13 protein-coding genes and 1 pseudogene are annotated in these 17167 nt (G+C 71.8%); 12 read left to right on the top strand and 2 right to left on the bottom strand.

Annotation, left to right across the window (positions count from 1 at the left end; genetic code table 11):
* Positions 1-138 precede the first annotated feature (138 nt).
* The 8 genes and pseudogenes from QQ657_RS24920 to QQ657_RS24885 all read left to right on the top strand — a co-directional run bounded on the left by QQ657_RS24920 (position 139) and on the right by QQ657_RS24885 (position 11180).
* Complete coding sequence (locus QQ657_RS24920) at positions 139-1149, top strand: LacI family DNA-binding transcriptional regulator (RefSeq protein WP_284744650.1); 1011 nt, start codon at positions 139-141, stop codon at positions 1147-1149.
* 234 nt (positions 1150-1383) lie between these two features.
* Positions 1384-3219 (top strand): RICIN domain-containing protein, encoded by a 1836-nt coding sequence (locus tag QQ657_RS24915; protein WP_284744649.1) that lies wholly within the window; start codon positions 1384-1386, stop codon positions 3217-3219.
* 228 nt (positions 3220-3447) lie between these two features.
* On the top strand, positions 3448-4836 hold the full coding sequence (locus tag QQ657_RS24910; RefSeq protein ID WP_284744648.1) for a serine hydrolase domain-containing protein: 1389 nt from the start codon (positions 3448-3450) through the stop codon (positions 4834-4836).
* Positions 4837-4871: 35 nt separating this feature from the next.
* Complete coding sequence (locus QQ657_RS24905) at positions 4872-6464, top strand: ABC transporter substrate-binding protein (protein ID WP_284744647.1); 1593 nt, start codon at positions 4872-4874, stop codon at positions 6462-6464.
* A 14-nt stretch (positions 6465-6478) separates the two neighbouring features.
* Entirely contained in the window at positions 6479-7474 is a 996-nt protein-coding gene (locus tag QQ657_RS24900; protein ID WP_284744646.1) for an ABC transporter permease, read from the top strand.
* Positions 7475-7478: 4 nt separating this feature from the next.
* Entirely contained in the window at positions 7479-9413 is a 1935-nt protein-coding gene (locus tag QQ657_RS24895; protein WP_284744645.1) for a dipeptide/oligopeptide/nickel ABC transporter permease/ATP-binding protein, read from the top strand.
* Positions 9410-10126, top strand: a pseudogene (locus QQ657_RS24890) (ABC transporter ATP-binding protein); the annotation flags it as partial. The gene QQ657_RS24895 and the pseudogene QQ657_RS24890, both read left to right, overlap by 4 nt.
* Before the next feature lie 154 nt (positions 10127-10280).
* Entirely contained in the window at positions 10281-11180 is a 900-nt protein-coding gene (locus QQ657_RS24885; protein ID WP_284744644.1) for a GNAT family N-acetyltransferase, read from the top strand.
* Between the two features lie 15 nt (positions 11181-11195).
* Here the strand turns inward: QQ657_RS24885 and QQ657_RS24880 are convergent, their stop codons facing one another.
* Positions 11196-11615 carry a nuclear transport factor 2 family protein gene (locus QQ657_RS24880; RefSeq protein ID WP_284744643.1) on the bottom strand — a complete coding sequence of 140 codons (420 nt, stop codon included), beginning with the start codon at positions 11613-11615 and terminating at the stop codon, positions 11196-11198.
* An 85-nt stretch (positions 11616-11700) separates the two neighbouring features.
* Here QQ657_RS24880 and QQ657_RS24875 point away from each other — a divergent pair, with 85 nt between their 5' ends.
* A complete protein-coding gene (locus QQ657_RS24875) occupies positions 11701-12336 on the top strand; it encodes a TetR/AcrR family transcriptional regulator (protein WP_284744642.1) in 636 nt (211 codons plus the stop codon).
* A 282-nt stretch (positions 12337-12618) separates the two neighbouring features.
* On the opposite strand, the gene QQ657_RS24870 is transcribed toward QQ657_RS24875, so the two are convergent.
* Complete coding sequence (locus QQ657_RS24870; protein WP_284744641.1) at positions 12619-13263, bottom strand: TetR/AcrR family transcriptional regulator; 645 nt, start codon at positions 13261-13263, stop codon at positions 12619-12621.
* Positions 13264-13366: 103 nt separating this feature from the next.
* Here QQ657_RS24870 and QQ657_RS24865 point away from each other — a divergent pair, with 103 nt between their 5' ends.
* Genes QQ657_RS24865 through QQ657_RS24855 form a run of 3 tightly spaced genes read left to right on the top strand, consistent with a single transcriptional unit; the run spans position 13367 to position 17063 of the window.
* Positions 13367-13855 carry a 2Fe-2S iron-sulfur cluster-binding protein gene (locus QQ657_RS24865; RefSeq protein ID WP_284744640.1) on the top strand — a complete coding sequence of 163 codons (489 nt, stop codon included), beginning with the start codon at positions 13367-13369 and terminating at the stop codon, positions 13853-13855.
* Complete coding sequence (locus tag QQ657_RS24860; RefSeq protein WP_284744639.1) at positions 13852-14847, top strand: FAD binding domain-containing protein; 996 nt, start codon at positions 13852-13854, stop codon at positions 14845-14847. The genes QQ657_RS24865 and QQ657_RS24860 overlap by 4 nt, the downstream gene beginning before the upstream one ends.
* The gene (locus tag QQ657_RS24855) at positions 14844-17063 is read left to right on the top strand and encodes a xanthine dehydrogenase family protein molybdopterin-binding subunit (protein ID WP_284744638.1); all 2220 of its coding nucleotides are present in this window, start codon (positions 14844-14846) and stop codon (positions 17061-17063) included. The genes QQ657_RS24860 and QQ657_RS24855 overlap by 4 nt, the downstream gene beginning before the upstream one ends.
* Positions 17064-17167: the final 104 nt, after the last annotated feature.

Genomic DNA, 17167 nt, shown 5'->3' with positions numbered 1-17167 from the left:
GCGGTGACGACTACATCGAACCGGTTCGATGCCAGAAGGCGACGTCAACGTAGCCTTCACACACTGACCGCGCAAGTACGCGTTACGATCGTCGACGGATCGGTCGAACCGGTTCCCATGCGGAACGGAGAGGTGCGGATGAACATCGGGGAGATCGCCCGGCGCGCCGGGGTGTCGCGCAGCACGGTGTCGTACGCGCTCAGCGGGAAGCGGCCGGTCTCCGCCGCGACCGTGCGGCGGATCAACGACGTGATCGCCGAGCTCGGCTACCGGCCCAACGCCAGCGCCCGCGCCCTCGCCGAAGGCCGCACCCGCACCTTCGGCCTGGTGATCCCGCCGGCGAGCGCCCGGCTGACCGACGCCCAGCTGGGCTTCGTGGCCAGCGTGGTGGAGGTGGCGGCGGTGCACGACCACGACGTGCTGCTCTCGCCGGGCGGGGGAGACCACAGCCGCTCCTTCGACCGGATCGTCACCGGCCGCCGGGTCGACGGGGTCATCCTGATGGAGATCCTCCTGGAAGATCCGCGGGTCGAGCGGCTCGGCCAGGCCGGGCTGCCGTTCGTCACCATCGGGCACACCGAGCACCCCGGCGCGTTGTGGTGGGTGGACGTCGACTACGCGGGGCTGATCAGCCGGTGCGTCCACCACCTGGCCGACCTCGGGCACCGGGACGTCGTCCTCGTCAACCGCTCCGACGAGCTCGTCGCCGCGGGTTACGGCCCCGCCCTGCGGGCGGCGGCCGGATTTCGTGAGGCGGCCGGGGAACGCGGCCTCACCGCGCACCACGTGTGCTGCGCCGACGAGCCCGCCGCCGGCCGGACGTGCTTCGAGCGGATCCGGGCCGACTGGCCCGAGGTGACCGCCGTGGTGACCATCAACGAGGCCGCGCTCCCCGGCGTGCAGCGGGCGCTGCTGCACGCGGGGCTGGACGTGCCGCGGGACTTCTCGGTCACCGGCGTGCTCGCCGACCGGCTGGCGGAGGACTTCCACCCGCCACTCACGGCGGCGGACGTGCCGGCCGGGGAAATGGCCCGGCTCGCCGTCGCGCTGCTGCTGGAGCAGATCGGGGACGCGTCGGCCACGCCGCGGCACGCTCTGCTCGAGCCCGCGATCTCCCTGCGTTCGAGCACGGGCGCCGCGCGCCGGTAGCGCGGAACCGGTTCGACAAACTCTCTCTTGATTGCATGGGTCTCTCCGGCGTACTCTCGTCGTCGCATCGAACCGGTTCGAATCTTTCCCGCCCGGTCCGTTCGGAGTGTCGATGGTTCAACGGCGAACTTCCGCACCGCCGCCCACGGCGGCCGCTCCACCGAGCTTTCCCGCGTCGCCGCCGGCCACCTCTCCGCTTGAGCCCGGGACGTCCCCACGTCCAAGGAGTCGCAAGTGGACACTGTGCGCACGGCCCGGCGACCGCGTCGCCGCCTCGCCACCCTCCTCACCGCGGGTGCCTTCGTCGCCGCCTCTTTGACCGCGGCCACCACCCCGGCTCACGCCGCCGACGAATCGATCGGCGTCGACTTCTCCGTCGCGGGTGGCGCGCCGAGCTACCGGGCTTCGGGCTGGATCTACGGGATGACCGAAGACGCCTCGGGACCCGCCGACCACTTCTACCGCGACGTGCGGTTCCGGTACATGCGTGCCGGGGGCGCGCAGCTCGACAGCCCGGGTGGCTGGGTGTCGGGCCGGTACGACCGACGGTGGAACGCGACCCGCGCCCAGCTGCTTCGCACCCGGTCCCTCGGCGGCCAGTTCGTCCTGCTCGTCCACGACCTCTGGGGCGCCGACGGCTACCCGATCTCCCGTTTCCCCGGCGACAACGGCGACTGGAGCGACTACGACAGCTTCCTCACGCGGCTGATCACCGACGTCCGGGCGACGGGAGCGCCCGTCGAGTGGGATCTCTGGAACGAACCGAACCTGGGGATCTTCTGGAACCGGCCGCAGTCGCAGTACTTCGAGCTGTGGCGGCGCACGTACCAGCGCGTCCGGGCGGCCTTCCCGGATCAGCTGATCGTCGGCCCCAGCTTCGCCGGGGTTCCGTCGACCACGAACACCTGGTGGAACCAGTACCTCGACTTCGTCCGTGCGAACAACGTCGTCCCCGACATCGTCAGCTGGCACTCCCTGCCCGGTGATCCCGTGGCCAACGTCGCGGCGGCGAACGCCACGCTCGACCCGCGCGGCATCCCGCACCCGAGGCCGTACCAGATCAACGAGTACGGCGCCTCGAACGAACAGAACCCGGGCGACGGCTCCTGGTACATCGCGCGCCTGGAGCGGGCCGGTGCCGACGGCCTGCGCGCGAACTGGGCGACCACCGGGAACCTGCACAACGACCTCGCCAACCTGCTCGTCCGCGACTCGGCCGGCCGGCACCTGCCGAAGGGCGAATGGTGGGTCTACCGCTTCTACGGGTCCCAGACCGGCCAGATCGTCTCGACGGCACCCAGCCCGGCCTACGACGCGTTCGCCACGAAAGCCAGCGGGGTAGCGAAGATCCTCGTCGGCGGGGGTGGCACGACCGGCAACGTCGCGGTGAACCTGAGCCGGCTGGACACCACGAGCGGTCTCGTCCAGAACAACCAGGTGCGCGTACTCGTCCAGCGCATCCCCTACAACGGCGGGGGTGCGGTCCAGGGGCCGATCACGGTACAGAACTCGGTCGTGAGCCTGTCGGGCAACGCGGCGACGGTCACGTTGCCGCACACCGCCATCGACGACTCCTTCACGATCACCCTGCTACCGCCGTCGGACGCCGGTTTCCAGTCCGTCGCGGTCGCCCAGCATTCCCAGCAGTGCCTGGACAACACCAACCTGAACACGGCCGACGGCAACCGGCAGCAGCAGTACCCCTGCGAAGGCGGCGACCAGCAGCTCTGGAACTTCCGTCCGGTCTCCGGGGTGGCCGGGACGTTCACCTTGGTCAACCAGCAGACCGGCAAGTGCCTGGACGTCAACGGCGGTTCCACGGCGGACGGCGCCGCCGTGCAGCAGTGGACCTGCCTCGGCGGAGCCGCGAACCAGCAGTTCACCCTGCGGAAGGTGACCTACGCCGGCAACGATTCCCACGACTACCAGCTGGTGGCCCGCCACAGCGGGAAGTGCGTCGACGTGAACGCGGTGTCTGCCGCCGCGGGTGCGGTGATCCACCAATGGACGTGCAACCCGGCCACGCAGGGCAGCCCGCTCAACCAGACCTGGCGGATATGGGGCCGGTGACGGACCGGAGACGGTGACCCCGACCGGGCGCCCGCCGGCGCCCGGCTTCACGACACCGACCACTCCCTGAACGACCGGGGCCGGACCGAGCCCAGCGTCACCTGCCCGCCGGCCACGGCACCGTCCTCACCTGGCGTCGCCCAGTGGTTGTGCACGACCAATTTCCCGCCGCCGAGTTGTCGTCGGCGACGAACACGTCAGCTCTCATCGTTCCTAGCATCATCGCGCATGAGCAACCTGGACGAGATCCGATCCTGGCTTGACGAGCGGCTTCCGTCGCTGCTCGAAGAGAACGACGTGCCGGGCGCGGCGTGGGCCGTCATGCGGGGCGGCCAGGTGATCGACGGTGCCGCCGGCCTGCTCAACAAGGCGACCGGTGTGACCGCCACCCCTGACTCGGTCTTCCAGATCGGGTCCATCACCAAGCTGTGGACCAGCACCCTGGTGCTGCAGCTGGCCGACGAAGGCCAGGTGGACCTCGAAAAGCCGGTCCGCACCTACCTGCCGGAGTTCCGCATCGCCGACGAGGTGGCGGCCGGGCAGATCACCGTGCGGCAGCTGCTCAACCACACCGCCGGGTTCGAAGGGGACATCTTCACCGACACCGGGGTGGGCGACGACTGCCTCGAGAAGTACGTCGCGACGCTCGCGGGGACGCCGCAGCTGTTCCCGCCCGGTGAGCAGTTCTCCTACAACAACGCCGGCTACTGCGTCCTCGGGCGGCTCGTCGAGGTGCTGCGCGGGAAACCGTACGACGTCTGCCTGCGCGAGCACCTGATCACGCCGCTGGGACTGACCCACACGGCCACCGGCCCCTACGAGGCGATCATGTTCCGGGCCGCGATGGGGCACGTCCAGCCGGAGCCGGGTGGCGGCTACGTGCCGGCTCCGGTGTGGGCGATGGCGCGGTCGAACGCGCCGGCGGGTTCGATGCTCGCGATGCGACCGCGGGATCTGGTGGCCTTCGCGCGGATGCACCTCGAGGACGGCGTCGCGGCCGACGGCACCCGGGTACTGGCCGCGGGGACCGCCGCCCGGATGCACGCCCGGGAGGTCGGCCTGCCCGAGCTCGGCCTCATGGGAACGTCGTGGGGGCTCGGCTTCGAACGGTTCGACACGCCGGCCGGGACGATCATCGGCCACGACGGCAGCACCATCGGGCAGGGCGCCTTCCTGCGGATGGTGCCCGAGGCCGGGCTGGCGGTCGCGCTGCTGACCAACGGCGGCGACGCGTTCTCGCTCTACCGCGACGTCATGGGGCACGTCCTCGGCGAGCTCACGGACTTCGGCCTGCCCGCCCTTCCCACGCCGCCCGCGGAACCGCGGCGGATCGACGCCGAGCGGTACGTCGGCACCTACTCGGCCGATGTCTTCGACCTCACCGTCAGCCAGGACGACGACCACCGGATCTGGATCGAGCAGATCCCCAAGGGCGTCTTCGTGGAGATGGGCGGGCAGGTCGAGCGGAGCGAGCTCGTCCACTACCGCGACGACATGCTGATCCCGGTCGAAGCCGATCGTGGCATGCACATGCCGCACGCGTTCTTGGGCGACGACGGCACCGGGCACGCGCTCTACCTGCACCTCGGCCGCGCTGTCCGCCGCGCCGGCGCCTGAGCACCCGCCTCGACAACGCACGGAACGGAACCATCATGAAGCTGACCACCGTAGGCGTCTACGGCCTGTGTCTCGGGCTCGCCGCCGCGCTCGCCGGCTGCGGGGGAGCCTCGAACGGCAGCGGGAAGGCCGCTGTCGTCGATGGCGGTACCTTCACCTTCGCGCTCTCCTCGGACCCGGGCAACCTCGATCCGCAGCTGGGCGCGGGCAGCTCGTTGTACACCGTCACGCAGTTCGCGTACGACGCGCTGCTCAGCGTCAACGGCGAGACCGGCGAAGTCCGTTCCGGGCTGGCGAAGAGCTGGGAGGTCCGCGGCACCACGGTCTCGCTGACCCTGGCCCCGGGCATCACCTGCGCCGACGGAACCAAGCTCACCGCCAAGGACGTCGCCGACAACCTCGGCTTCGTCGCCGACCCGGCCAACAAAAGCCCCTTCCTGGGCACCTTCTTCCCGGCGGGCGCCAAGTCGGTCGGCGACAACGCGGCCGGAACGGTCACGATCACCCTGGCCCAGCCGGCCCCGTTCGTCCTCAATGGACTGGCCGGGCTGCCGATCGTCTGCCCGGGCGGCCTGGCCAAGCGTGCCGCGCTGCAGACGGGCACCGCCGGCACCGGCCCCTACAAGCTGATCGAGGCCGCGCCGGGCGACCACTACACGTACTCGATGCGCGACGGCTACACGTGGGGGCCCGACGGCGCGACGACCGCGACCAAGGGACTGCCGAAAACGGTCGTGGTCAAGGTGATCCAGAACGAGACGACCGCGGCGAACCTGCTGCTTTCCGGTGGCCTGAACGCCGCCCAGATCGCCGGGCCCGACGCGGACCGGCTCGAGAAGGCGGGCCTGTTTTCCGCCAAGACCCCGGCGCTCGTGGGAGAGCAGTGGTACAACCACGCCGCCGGCCGGGTCACCGCCGACCCGAAGGTCCGGATGGCCCTGACCCAGGCGCTCGACCTCGGCCGGCTGCAGAAGGTGCTCACGTCGAGCCAGGGCACCGCGGCGACCACCTTGGCCGCGAACGAGCCGGTCGCGTGTCGCGGCGACTCGGTCTCCCACGCGCTGCCCGCCTCGAACCCCCAAGCCGCCGCCGCTCTGCTCGACCAGGCGGGCTGGACGGCCGGGGGTGACGGCAAGCGCACCAAGGGCGGCAAGCCCTTGGCACTGACTTTCCTCTACCAGAACAACAACGGCAGCGGCGGTGACGCCGCGGCGGAGCTCGCGGTGCAGCAGTGGAAGGCGATCGGGGTCGAGGCCACCGCGCGCAGCGAGGACGAAACCACGTTGACCAGCACCCTGTTCGGCGCGGGGGACTGGGACGTCAGCTGGGTCTCGGTCAACGTCAGCACCCCGGACCAGCTCGTGCCGTTCCTCTCCGGGCCGGCGGCTCCGCAGGGGACCAACTTCGCCGCGATCGCCGACCCGGACTACGACAAGGCGGTGAAGTCGGCGATGGCGACCCAGGGCGTGGCCGGCTGCCGCGACTGGCTCGCCGCCGAGTCCGGTCTCATCGCCAAGGCGTCGCTCGTGCCGTTCGCCGGGAAGGTCGTGCGCATGTTCGGCAAGGCGGCCGAGTTCCAGACCCCCGGGCAGCTGGTCCCGACGAGCATCCGCATGCTGGCGAAGTAGCGGGGGCGGCAGACATGTCGGTGAGTGCGACCGCCCCGAGCCCGCTCGCGGCCCCGGCCCGGACCCGCCCGTGGGTGCGGTTCGGCCTCCGGCGCCTGGGACGGCTGCTGGTCTCCCTCTGGGTCCTGGTGACCGCCTCCTTCGCGATGATCCACCTGATCCCCGGCGACCCGGTCCGCGGCGCGCTCGGCCCCACCGCGCCGGTGGCCCTGGTCGAGGCCCGCCGGCACGCACTGGGGCTGGACGACCCGATCACCACCCAGTACCTCCACTACCTGAAGGGCCTGTTCACCGGCGATCTCGGCACTTCGCTGTCCTCACAGCTGCCGGTCGTCGACGTCGTGTCCCAGCGGCTGCCAGCGACGCTGCTGCTGGCCGTGTTCGCGTTCCTGGCCGCCGTGGTCGTGGCGATCCCGCTGGGGGTCGCCATGGGCGTGCTGACCCGGCGTGGCCACGGGCGACGCACCGAGCTCGCCTTCACCACGACCAGCATCGTCGTGGCGACCGTGCCGGACTTCCTGATCGGGGTGGGGCTGGTCTACTTCTTCGGGATCCGGCTCGGGTGGCTTCCGGTCGCCGGCAACGACTCCGCGTCGGCGTACGTACTGCCCGTCGTCTCGCTGGCGATCGGGCCCGCGGCGATCCTCGCCCGCATCGTGCGCGTCGAAATGGTCGGCGTGCTCGAGGCGGACTTCGTCCGCACCGCCCGGGCCAAGCGGCTGCCGGCCCGGACGATCTACCTCGGCCACGCGCTGCCGAACGCCGTCACCGCGGCGCTGACACTGGGCGGGCTCCTGCTGAGCGCGATGGTCGCCGGCACCGTCCTGGTGGAGAACGTCTTCGCCTGGCCGGGCCTCGGCAGCACGATCGTGCAGTCCATCCTCACCAAGGACTACCCGGTGGTGCAGGCGATCGTCCTGGTCTACGGCGCCGGTGTGCTGCTGACCAACATCGTCGTCGACGTCGCCCTCGCCCTGCTCGACCCGCGCTCGACGATCCGGGAGGACTGAGGAGATGGCAGAACGCTGGATGCGGGTCGTCCGCACCCCGCTGGGTCTCACCGCGACCGTGCTCGTGGTCGTGGTTCTCGCCTTGGCCGCGCTCGGACCGGTCCTGTGGGGAGCCGGTGCCGAAGCGGTCGACACCGACAATCTCCTGGCCCTGCCGTCGGCCGGGCACTGGGCCGGGACGGACAACCTCGGCCGGGACATCCTCCTGCGGACCCTCGTCGCGGCCCGGCTGTCGATCGTGCTCGCCCTCCTCGCCATCGTGCTCGCGGTGGTCGCCGGGCTGCTGTTCGGGGCCGCCCCGTTCTTGCTCGGCCGGCGCACCGGCCGGCTGGTGTCGGCAGCGGTCAACATCGCCGTCGCCTTCCCGGGCCTGCTGCTGGCGCTGTTCTTCGCGGTCGTGTTCGGGGCCGGCGCCACCGGTGCGGTGCTGGCCATCGGGCTCGCCGGCGCACCGGCGTTCGCGCGCTTCACCCAGACGCTGGTGGCCGGGGTCGCGGCGCGGGACTACGTCGCGGCCGCCCGGATCGTGGGGATCGGCCGGTTCCGCATCCTGTTCCGCCACGTGCTGCCCAACATCGCCGAACCGCTGGTCGTCAACGCCACCATCGGTGCCGGCGGCGCGCTGCTCTCCTTCGCGGGGCTGTCCTTCATCGGCCTCGGCGTCCAGTCACCCGCCTACGACTGGGGCCGGCTGCTCTACGACGGCGTCGGCGCCATCTACGTCAACGGGGCCGCCGCGTTCGCCCCGGGGATGGCCGTGCTGCTCGCGGGCCTGGCGTTCAACCTCTTCGGCGAATCGGTCGCCAAGGGACTCGGCGTCCCCGTCGGCGTCGGCCTGCGTGCCGGGGTGGCCACCCGCCTCGGATCGGTGCGCCGGCCGGAGCCCGCCGGCCACGCCGAGGAGGTCCTCGACCGGTCGTCCGAGGTGGTCCTCGACGTCCGCGACCTCGAGGTCACCTTTCCCGGCCCGGACGGGCCCGTGCGGCCGGTCCGCGGGGTGTCCTTCCAGGTCCGGCGCGGTGAAGCGGTCGGCATCGTGGGGGAGTCGGGCTCCGGCAAGTCCATGACCGCGCTGGCGATCACGCGGCTGGTCGCCGACCACGGCCGGGTCGACGCCGGCCGGCTCGAACTGCTCGGGACCGACCTGCTGGCGGCGGACACCGCGGTCCGGCGGCGGATGCTGGGCACGCAGCTGGCCATGGTCTTCCAGGACCCGATGACCGCGTTCAACCCCACCCGCCGGATCGGGGGCCAGCTGGCCGAGGTGGCCACCCACCACCAGGGGATGACCCGCCGCGAGGCGGTGGCCCGCGCGGTGGACCGGTTGACGGCGGTCCGCATCCCGGACGCGGACACGCGGGTGCGGCAGTACCCCCACGAGTTCTCCGGCGGGATGCGGCAGCGGGCGATGATCGGCATGGGGCTGATGGGCACGCCGGCGCTGATCGTCGCCGACGAACCGACCACCGCCCTCGACGTCACCGTGCAGCAGCAGGTGCTCGACCTGCTCGCCGCGATCCGCGCGGCGGACGACGTCGCCCTGATGCTGATCAGCCACGACGTCACGGTGGTGAGCGAGGTCTGCGACCGGGTCCTGGTGATGTACGCCGGGCGGATCGTCGAAGACCTGCCGGCCGCCGGCCTCGCCGCCGCCCGCCACCCCTACACCCGGGCACTGCTCGCGGCGGTGCCCGACATGGCCACGGATCCGGACCGGCCGCTCGCGACCATCCCGGGCCGCCCGGTCGGTCCGGCCGACGTGCCGCCCGGGTGCGCGTACGCACCGCGGTGCCCGCTCGCCGACGCCCGCTGCCGGGCGGAGGACCCGCCGCTGGTGGCCGATCCGGCCGCGTCCCGGAACCACCGGGTGGCGTGCTGGCACGGCGGCGAGCCGCTGCCGATCGACCGGAGCACCGACGAACTGGTGGAGTCGCCGTGAGTGAACTGCGTTTCGACGACGTCTCCGTCCACTATGGCCGGACCACGGCCGTCGACGGGGTCAGCCTGACCGTGCCGGACGGCGCGGTGGTCGGGCTCGTCGGCGAGTCCGGCTCCGGGAAGTCCACGCTCGCCAGGGCTGCCGTCGGCCTGGCTCCGCTGGCCGGTGGCCGGATCACCCTGGGCGGCGCGGCGGTCCCGGCCCGCGGGCGCCGTCGTCCGCTGCAGATGGTCTTCCAGGATCCCTATTCCTCGCTCGATCCCCGGATGACGGTGGGGGACAGCGTGGCCGAGGCGATCCCCCCGGGCGGTTCGCGCGCCGACCGGCGAGCCGAGGTCCGGCGGCTGGTCGAACTGGTGCACCTGGACCCGGGCTGCGCGGGGTCCGTTCCGTCGCGGCTCTCCGGCGGGCAGCGGCAACGCGTCGCCCTCGCCCGGGCGCTCGCCGCGCGCCCGAGCGTGATCATCGCCGACGAGATCACCTCCGCCCTGGACGTCTCGGTCCAGGGAGCCGTGCTCAACCTCGTCCGCGAGCTCCAGCGCGAACTCGGCCTGTCGATGCTGTTCATCTCCCACAACCTCGCGGTCGTCCGCTACGTCGCCTCGCACGTCGCGGTCATGCGCCGGGGCCGGATCGTCGAAGAAGGGCCGGTGACGCGGGTGCTCACCGAGCCCGACCACGACTACACCCGCGAGCTGCTCGCCGCCGTCCCCGGCCGGCGGGGTGGCTCATGAGCTGCCGCCTCCGCATCGAAAACCGGGCCGTCGTGGCTCGCCCGGCCGGTCCGGCCCCGAGTCCGCGGCCCGCGGACGGCCCCGGGCGGCCGCCCGGTGAGGTCGCCGTGCCGCAGAGCCCGATCTTCAGGCGATGACGACTTCCGAGGAACCGAGGAGCAAGAACGGCGTGACCGACATCAGCGCACCGGCCGTGGATCCGGTGCTGCGGCACGCGGTGCGGGCAGCGGAAGCCGCGGCCCGCGCGGCCGGCGTCTCGGTGCGCGAACTCACCGGCATCGACGAGCTGAACCGCGCGGTCGGGCTGTTGGCCGCGATCTGGGGACGCTCCGCGAATCCGCCGATGACCGTCGAGCTCCTGCGGGCCTTCGGCAAAGCGGGAAACTACGTCGCCGGCGCTTTCGACGGCGACTGCCTGGTCGGTGCCTGCGTGGGCTTCTTCCACGCTCCGGCGAGCGACGCGCTGCACAGCCACATCGCCGGCGTCGCCGCCGCGGCCACCGGCCGCAGCATCGGCTTCGCCCTCAAGCTGCACCAGCGGGCGTGGGCGCTGCTGCGCGGCGTCTCGGAGATCGCCTGGACCTTCGACCCGCTGGTCGCCCGCAACGCGTACTTCAACCTGGCGAAGCTCGGGGCGCGCCCGGTCGAATACCTCCCGAACTTCTACGGCCCGATGTCCGACGCCATCAACGGGGACGAGGACACTGACCGGCTCTTGGTGAGCTGGCGGCTCCGCGACCGCGCGGATGGCGACGCCGTCGTCGAGGACGGGGGCACGGCGGGCGCCGTGCCGGCATTGAGCGTCGCCGACGACGGCAGCCCCGTTCCGGGCCGGCTCGACGGCGCGACCTCTCTCGTCGCCGTGCCTCACGACATCGAGCGTCTTCGCGTGACCGACCCGGTGATGGCACGGCGGTGGCGGGGTGCCGTCCGGGAGGCGCTCACCGGCTTGGTCCGCGGCGGTGGCCGGATCGACGGCTTCGATCGAGCCGGCTGGTACGTCGTGCGGAGAGCAGGTCCGCCGGGTCCCTGAGGGCTCGAGCAGGCCCTACCGGGCGTTGCCGGCGCTCGCCAGGGTTTCGGCCAGTACCAGTGGGTTGAGGTAGTCGCGGTAGGAGACGACCAGGCCGTCCCTGATCCGGAGTACGGCGATGATGGTCTGGTGGAAGGGCGCGCCGGTCGGGACGACGGTGCCGTGGGCGTCGTACTCGACGATCACCACCTCGGGGTCGACGGTCTCGTGGATCACCGTGTTGCGGTACTCCTCGAACTTGACGAGTTTGCCGGCCTGGGCCGTCAGGAACTCGCGGATCTTTTCGCGGCCCTCCAGGCGGTCCGGGACGCCTGCCGGCCGGAACGGCCACTCGATGTGGCCGTTCGGAGCGATCAGGCTCACGAATGTTTCGGTGTCCATCTCGCGGCCCGCGCGCAGGACCTGCTCGACGACTTCGCGTGACGTGGCGGCCACGGCTCCCTGCCTTTTGTTGAACGCTTGTTGATTGAACAAACGTAGAACGAAATGGGCCGCCGGTCAACGGCCGTAGAATGAGCACGTGACCGAATCGAGTGCCCGCCCCACCCGGGCCGAGCAGCGCCGCCGGAGCGAGGAGCGCATTCTCACCGCGGCCCGGCAGATCTTCGCCGAGCTCGGCTACGACCGGACCACGATCCGGGCCGTGGCGTCGGCCGCCGGTGTCGACGCCGGCCTGGTCATGCACTACTTCGGCAGCAAGGACCTGCTCTTCGCCCGCGCCGCGGAGGTGCCCGCCGACGAGTTGCCCGGCGGTACGCCGGACGAGGTGGCCGAGGCGCTGCTCACGTCACTGGGCAGGCGCCTGGCCGACGAGCCGACGGCGTCCCTGGCGGTGCTGCGCTCGATGCTCACGAACGCCGACGCCGCCGATCGTTACCGGGCCGCCGGGGAACCTCAACTCAACCAGCTCACCGAGGCGATCCCGACGCCCGACGCCGACCTGCGCGCGAGCCTGCTCAGCGCGATCGTCCACGGCGTGATCGCCGAGCGCTACCTGCTGCGGCTCACGCACCTCGCGGACGCCTCGCCCGAGCAGATCATCGACCTGCTGCGCCCGTGCTTCCAAAGTCTGGCCACGTCCCCGCCGACCGAAGCCGAAGGGGGTCCGGAGGCCGGGCGCTCCGCTCGCCTGCCTGCATCGGTGAAGCCCCGGTAGGTTCCCACGGCGAAGCGACACCGAGCACACTGGCGCCGCTCCGTCCACTTCGGCCGGACAGCGCCGGTTTGCCGGAACTCCCTCGGTCACGTGGACCCGGCGTGCTGCGCATCCGGCCCGCGCCGAACGTAACCGGCCGCGGCGCAAGTCCACCGACGTCATCCCCGGGCGCGGCGCCTTTTTCGCGGTCAGCACCCCGATTTCCCAGGGCTTCGACGTCGTCCTGACCCGTCGACCGGGCTCAGAGCCCTGCTTGAGGCGCCCTCTACGTCGGCGAAGCCGTCAGCGCAGGGCCGGCAGCCCCGCGGCCAAGGCGGCGAGGGCGCGCTTCATCGTCGGGAGGAAGGGGACGCAGGCCGCGGCCAGGTCGGGGTTCTGGGCGTAGACCTCGAGGAGCGTCGGTGGCGGGTTGGCGGCCGGGTAGAGCATGCCCGCGAGCCCGCTCGCCGCCGCGACCAGCTCGAATCCCTCGCCCTCGGTCAGGTCGGGGCGCGCCCGGGCGACCGCCACGCTGAGTTCGCCGATGACGCCCAGCACCGCGCGCTTGAAGTCGCGGGCCGCCGGTACCGAGACGTTGTGCTCGAGTGACGTCGCGGCGTGGCCGAGCAGGTCGCAGAACAGGCTCCGCTCGGCGAGCGTCTCGGCCAGCACGTCGACGACGTCCTCCCCGGCGGTGAGCCGGCGGACGACCTCGTCCGCCCACTCGCGCCAGCAGCCGGTGGCCAGCTCGAGGTAGATCTCCTCGCGGGTGCCGAAGTAGCGGACGACGTTGGACTTGGCCAGCCCGACGGCCGTCGCCACGCTGCCCAGGCTGACGTTGCGCACGCCGGACTCGAGAGCCAGCTCGCGGGCCGCCGTGAGGATGGCCGTGCGCCGCTGCTCCTTCTGCTCCGGCCGCCTGGCCCGCAAGAACGCCGACTGAGACATATCTCAGCCATCATACGGTCCACTTAACGGAACAACGTTCTCTTGTTAAGAGAACGACGTTCTGTTAATTTGACGGGCACCGGCACGAGCGAAGGGGATCCACGTGGTCGAGGTGCGGTTGCGGGTCAACGGGGTCGACGAAGTGCTCGATCTCCCACCACAGGTCAGCCTGCTCGACGCGCTGCGCGAGCGGCTGGGCCTGACCGGCACGAAGAAGGGCTGCGACCAGGGCGCCTGCGGCGCGTGCACGGTGCTCGCCGACGGGAAGCGGATCAACTCCTGCCTCGCGCTGGCCGTGCAGTACACCGGTCGCGAGATCACCACCATCGAGGGCGTCGACGACCCGCTGCAGGAAGCCTTCGTCCGCAACGACGGCTTCCAGTGCGGCTACTGCACTTCGGGCCAGATCTGCTCGGCGATCGGGATGCTCGCCGAGCACAAGGACGGCGTGCCGAGCGCGGTCACCGAGCACCTGGCCACCTCCGGCGGCGCACTGTCCGCCGCGGAGATCCGGGAGCGGATGAGCGGCAACCTGTGCCGCTGCGGTGCCTACAACGGGATCGTCGACGCCATCCAGGAGGTCGTGAGATGAGGTCGTTCACCTATCTGAGCGCGCCCGACGTCGAGGCGGCGGTGCGGGCGATCGCCACCGAGCCGAACGCGAAGTTCCTCGGTGGCGGGACGAACCTCGTCGACCTGATGCGGGAGGACATCGAACGACCCGACGTGGTCGTCGACATCTCCCGGCTGCCGCTGACCGGGATCACGGAGCTGCCCGGCGGCGGCCTCCGGATCGGTGCGCTGGTCAGCAACAGCGAGCTGGCCGCACACCCGCTGGTCCGGACCCGGTACCCGGTGCTGGCCCAGGCGATCCTCAACGGCGCCTCGGCGCAGCTGCGCAACATGGCGACCGTCGGCGGCAACCTGCTGCAGCGCACCCGCTGCCTGTACTTCTACGACGGTGCTGCCGCCTGCAACAAGCGTGCGCCCGGCAGCGGGTGCGCCGCGATCGGCGGGTTCGCCCGCAACGCCGGGATCCTCGGCGTCAGCGACCACTGCATCGCCACCCACCCTTCGGACATGTGCGTCGCGCTGGCCGCGCTCGACGCGATCGTGGAAGTGGAGAGCACGCGCGGCATCCGTCGCATCCCGCTCACCGAGTTCCACCGGCTGCCGGGCAGCACCCCGCAGGTCGAAACCGCACTGGCCGCGGACGAGCTGATCACCGCGGTCGAGCTGCCGGCCCTGCCGGTGGCCGCGCACTCCCGCTACCGCAAGGTGCGCGACCGCGCGTCCTACGCCTTCGCCCTGGTTTCGGTCGCGGCCGCGATGGAGACCGAAGACGGCGTCGTGACCGCCGTCCGCCTGGCGCTCGGCGGCGTCTCCGCGAAGCCGTGGCGAGCCCGCGAAGCCGAGCGGATCCTGCTCGGCGCACCGGCGACCGAAGAGTCCTTCCGCCGGGCGGCCGCCGCCGAGCTCGCGCCCGCGGTGGGACAACCGGACAACGCCTTCAAGATCGACCTCGCGCAGCGCACGATCGTGGCGACGCTGCACCGGCTGCTCACCGACGGGAGCGCGGCATGACCCGGACCCTGCCTGCAACCGAGACCGGCGGCGCGATCGTCGGCAAGCCGATCGACCGGGTCGACGGCAAGGCCAAGACGACCGGCGCCGCCCGCTTCTCGGCCGAGTACCCCCACCCCGACCTCGCGCACGCGGCGCTGGTGCACTCGACGGTCAGCCGCGGCCGGATCACCGCGATCGGGACCGAGGCCGCGGCCGCCGTCCCCGGCGTCGTCGCGGTGCTGACCCACCTGAACGCCCCGGCGCTGAAACCGGCCCCGAAGGTGAGCCCGCTTAACCTCGCCACCCTGGTTTCCGGCACTTCCGTCAACTACCTCAACACCGACGAGGTGCACTGGGACGGCCAACCGGTCGCGGTCGTCGTCGCCGACACCCTGGACACCGCTCGGGAAGCCGCCGGGCTGGTCACCGTGGCCTACGAAACACTGCCGTCCACTGTGGACTTCGCGGCCGAGGAGAAGCACGCGCAGCCGCAGAAGAGCAACCTGCTCATGTCCGGCACCGCGAAGAAGGGTGACGCCGAAGCCGCGCTCGCCGCGGCGCCGGTGACGCTGGACCGGCGGTTCACCACCCCGACGCACCACCACAACGCGATCGAGCCGCACGCGACCACCGCGGTCTGGGCGGGCGACCGCCTGACCATTCACGACGGCACGCAGAGCATCGACTGGGTCCGCACGCACCTCGCGCTGCGGTTCGGCGTCCCGGTCGCGAACGTGCGGGTGCTCGCCCCGTTCGTCGGCGGCGGCTTCGGCGGCAAGGGCATGATCTGGCCCGGCACGATCCTCGCCGCGCTGGCGGCCCGCGCGACCGGCCGCCCGGTCCGGCTGATGCTGACCCGGGAAGGCGTCTACCGCACGGTCGGCGGGCGCACGCCGTCCACCCAGCGAGTCGCACTCGGCGCCGGGACCGACGGCAGGCTGACCGCGCTCATCCACACGAGCGTGACGCGCACCGGCCGGGTCGGTGGCGGGCCCGAGCAGGTGACGTCGCAGTCGAAGCACCTTTACGACGCCGAGAACATCCTGGTCCGGCAGAACCTCGTCGAACTGGACCTGATCCCGAACACCTCGATGCGCGCGCCCGGCGAGTCGATCGGGAGCTACGCACTGGAAGCGTCGGTCGACGAGCTCGCCTACCAGCTCGGTGTCGACCCGATCGACCTGCGGATGCGCAACGAACCGGCGACGAACCCCATCGACGGCAAGAAGTTCGCGCATCGGATGCTGCGCGAGGCCTACGCCCGCGGCGCCGAACGGTTCGGCTGGGCCGACCGGACGCCGGAACCGGGGTCGATGCGCGACGGGCGGTGGCTGGTCGGGATGGGCGTCGCGTCGGCGTACCACCCGTCCTGGCAGTTCGCCGCCAACGTGACGGTCCGGCTCTCGGTCGACGGCACGGTCCTGGTGCGGTGTGGCTTCCAGGAGATGGGCATGGGCGGCGCGACGGCGCAGGCGCAGATCGCCGCGGACGCGCTGGGCGTGCCGTTCGAGGCGGTGCGCGTCGAGTACGGCGACTCCGCGCTGCCGATGAGCCCGGGCGCCGGCGGGTCCATGCAGACGGCCAGCATCGCCAACAGCCTCCTGGCCGCTTGCGAGAAGCTGAAGCGGGAGCTGGCTTCCCTGGCGAAGCGGTCGGGCTCGGCCGGGGCGAGCCCGACCGAGATCCTGGCCGAGGCCGGTGTGCCGTCGGTCGAAGCCGCCATCGGCTCCGACACCCGACTCGGCAGACTGGCCGGGCAGCTGAAGTTCATGTCGAAGTTCGTCCGCAACCAGCGGCGCTGGATGAAGGCCGCGTGCGGGGCCCAGTTCTGCGAGGTCCGCGTCGACCCGGACACCGGCGAGGTGCGGGTTTCGCGCTGGGTCGGCGTGTTCGACGTCGGCCGGGTGATCAACGCGAAGACGGCGTCGAGCCAGCTGCGCGGCGGGATCGTGATGGGCATCGGCATGGCACTGGCCGAGGAGACGCTGGTCGATCCGCGCACGGGGCGGATCATGAACCCGAGCCTCGCCGAGTACCACGTCCCGGTGCACGCCGACATCCCGCCGATCGACGTCAGCTACCTCGACGACCCGGATCCGACCATGCCGCTCGGCCTGATCGGCGTCGGCGAGGTGGGCATCACCGGCGTCGCCGGAGCAATCGCGAACGCGGTCCACCACGCGACCGGCAAGCGCGTCTACGACCTGCCCATCACCCTCGACAAGCTGTGGTGAGACCCGGTCGCCGGAGGCGAGGTCCGGCGCCTGCCGGTTCGCCCGTCCGGAGGATCTTCTTCAGGCAGGTTCGGACGGCGCCAGCTCGAGGGCCTTCCGGGCGC

Origin of the sequence: Amycolatopsis ponsaeliensis (assembly GCF_030182635.1) — a bacterium.
Classification (GTDB): Bacteria; Actinomycetota; Actinomycetes; order Mycobacteriales; family Pseudonocardiaceae; genus Amycolatopsis; species Amycolatopsis ponsaeliensis.
Note: the sequence above shows the minus strand (reverse complement) of the source record. Positions and strands in the feature narration are given on the sequence as shown.

Coding starts and splice junctions, on each gene's coding strand:
- QQ657_RS24920 (WP_284744650.1), top strand. CDS start 139: ATGAACATCGGGGAGATCGCCCGGCGCGCCGGGGTGTCGCGCAGCACG.
- QQ657_RS24910 (WP_284744648.1), top strand. CDS start 3,448: ATGAGCAACCTGGACGAGATCCGATCCTGGCTTGACGAGCGGCTTCCG.
- QQ657_RS24905 (WP_284744647.1), top strand. CDS start 4,872: ATGAAGCTGACCACCGTAGGCGTCTACGGCCTGTGTCTCGGGCTCGCC.
- QQ657_RS24900 (WP_284744646.1), top strand. CDS start 6,479: ATGTCGGTGAGTGCGACCGCCCCGAGCCCGCTCGCGGCCCCGGCCCGG.
- QQ657_RS24895 (WP_284744645.1), top strand. CDS start 7,479: ATGGCAGAACGCTGGATGCGGGTCGTCCGCACCCCGCTGGGTCTCACC.
- QQ657_RS24885 (WP_284744644.1), top strand. CDS start 10,281: ATGACGACTTCCGAGGAACCGAGGAGCAAGAACGGCGTGACCGACATC.
- QQ657_RS24870 (WP_284744641.1), bottom strand. CDS start 13,263: ATGTCTCAGTCGGCGTTCTTGCGGGCCAGGCGGCCGGAGCAGAAGGAG.
- QQ657_RS24860 (WP_284744639.1), top strand. CDS start 13,852: ATGAGGTCGTTCACCTATCTGAGCGCGCCCGACGTCGAGGCGGCGGTG.
- QQ657_RS24855 (WP_284744638.1), top strand. CDS start 14,844: ATGACCCGGACCCTGCCTGCAACCGAGACCGGCGGCGCGATCGTCGGC.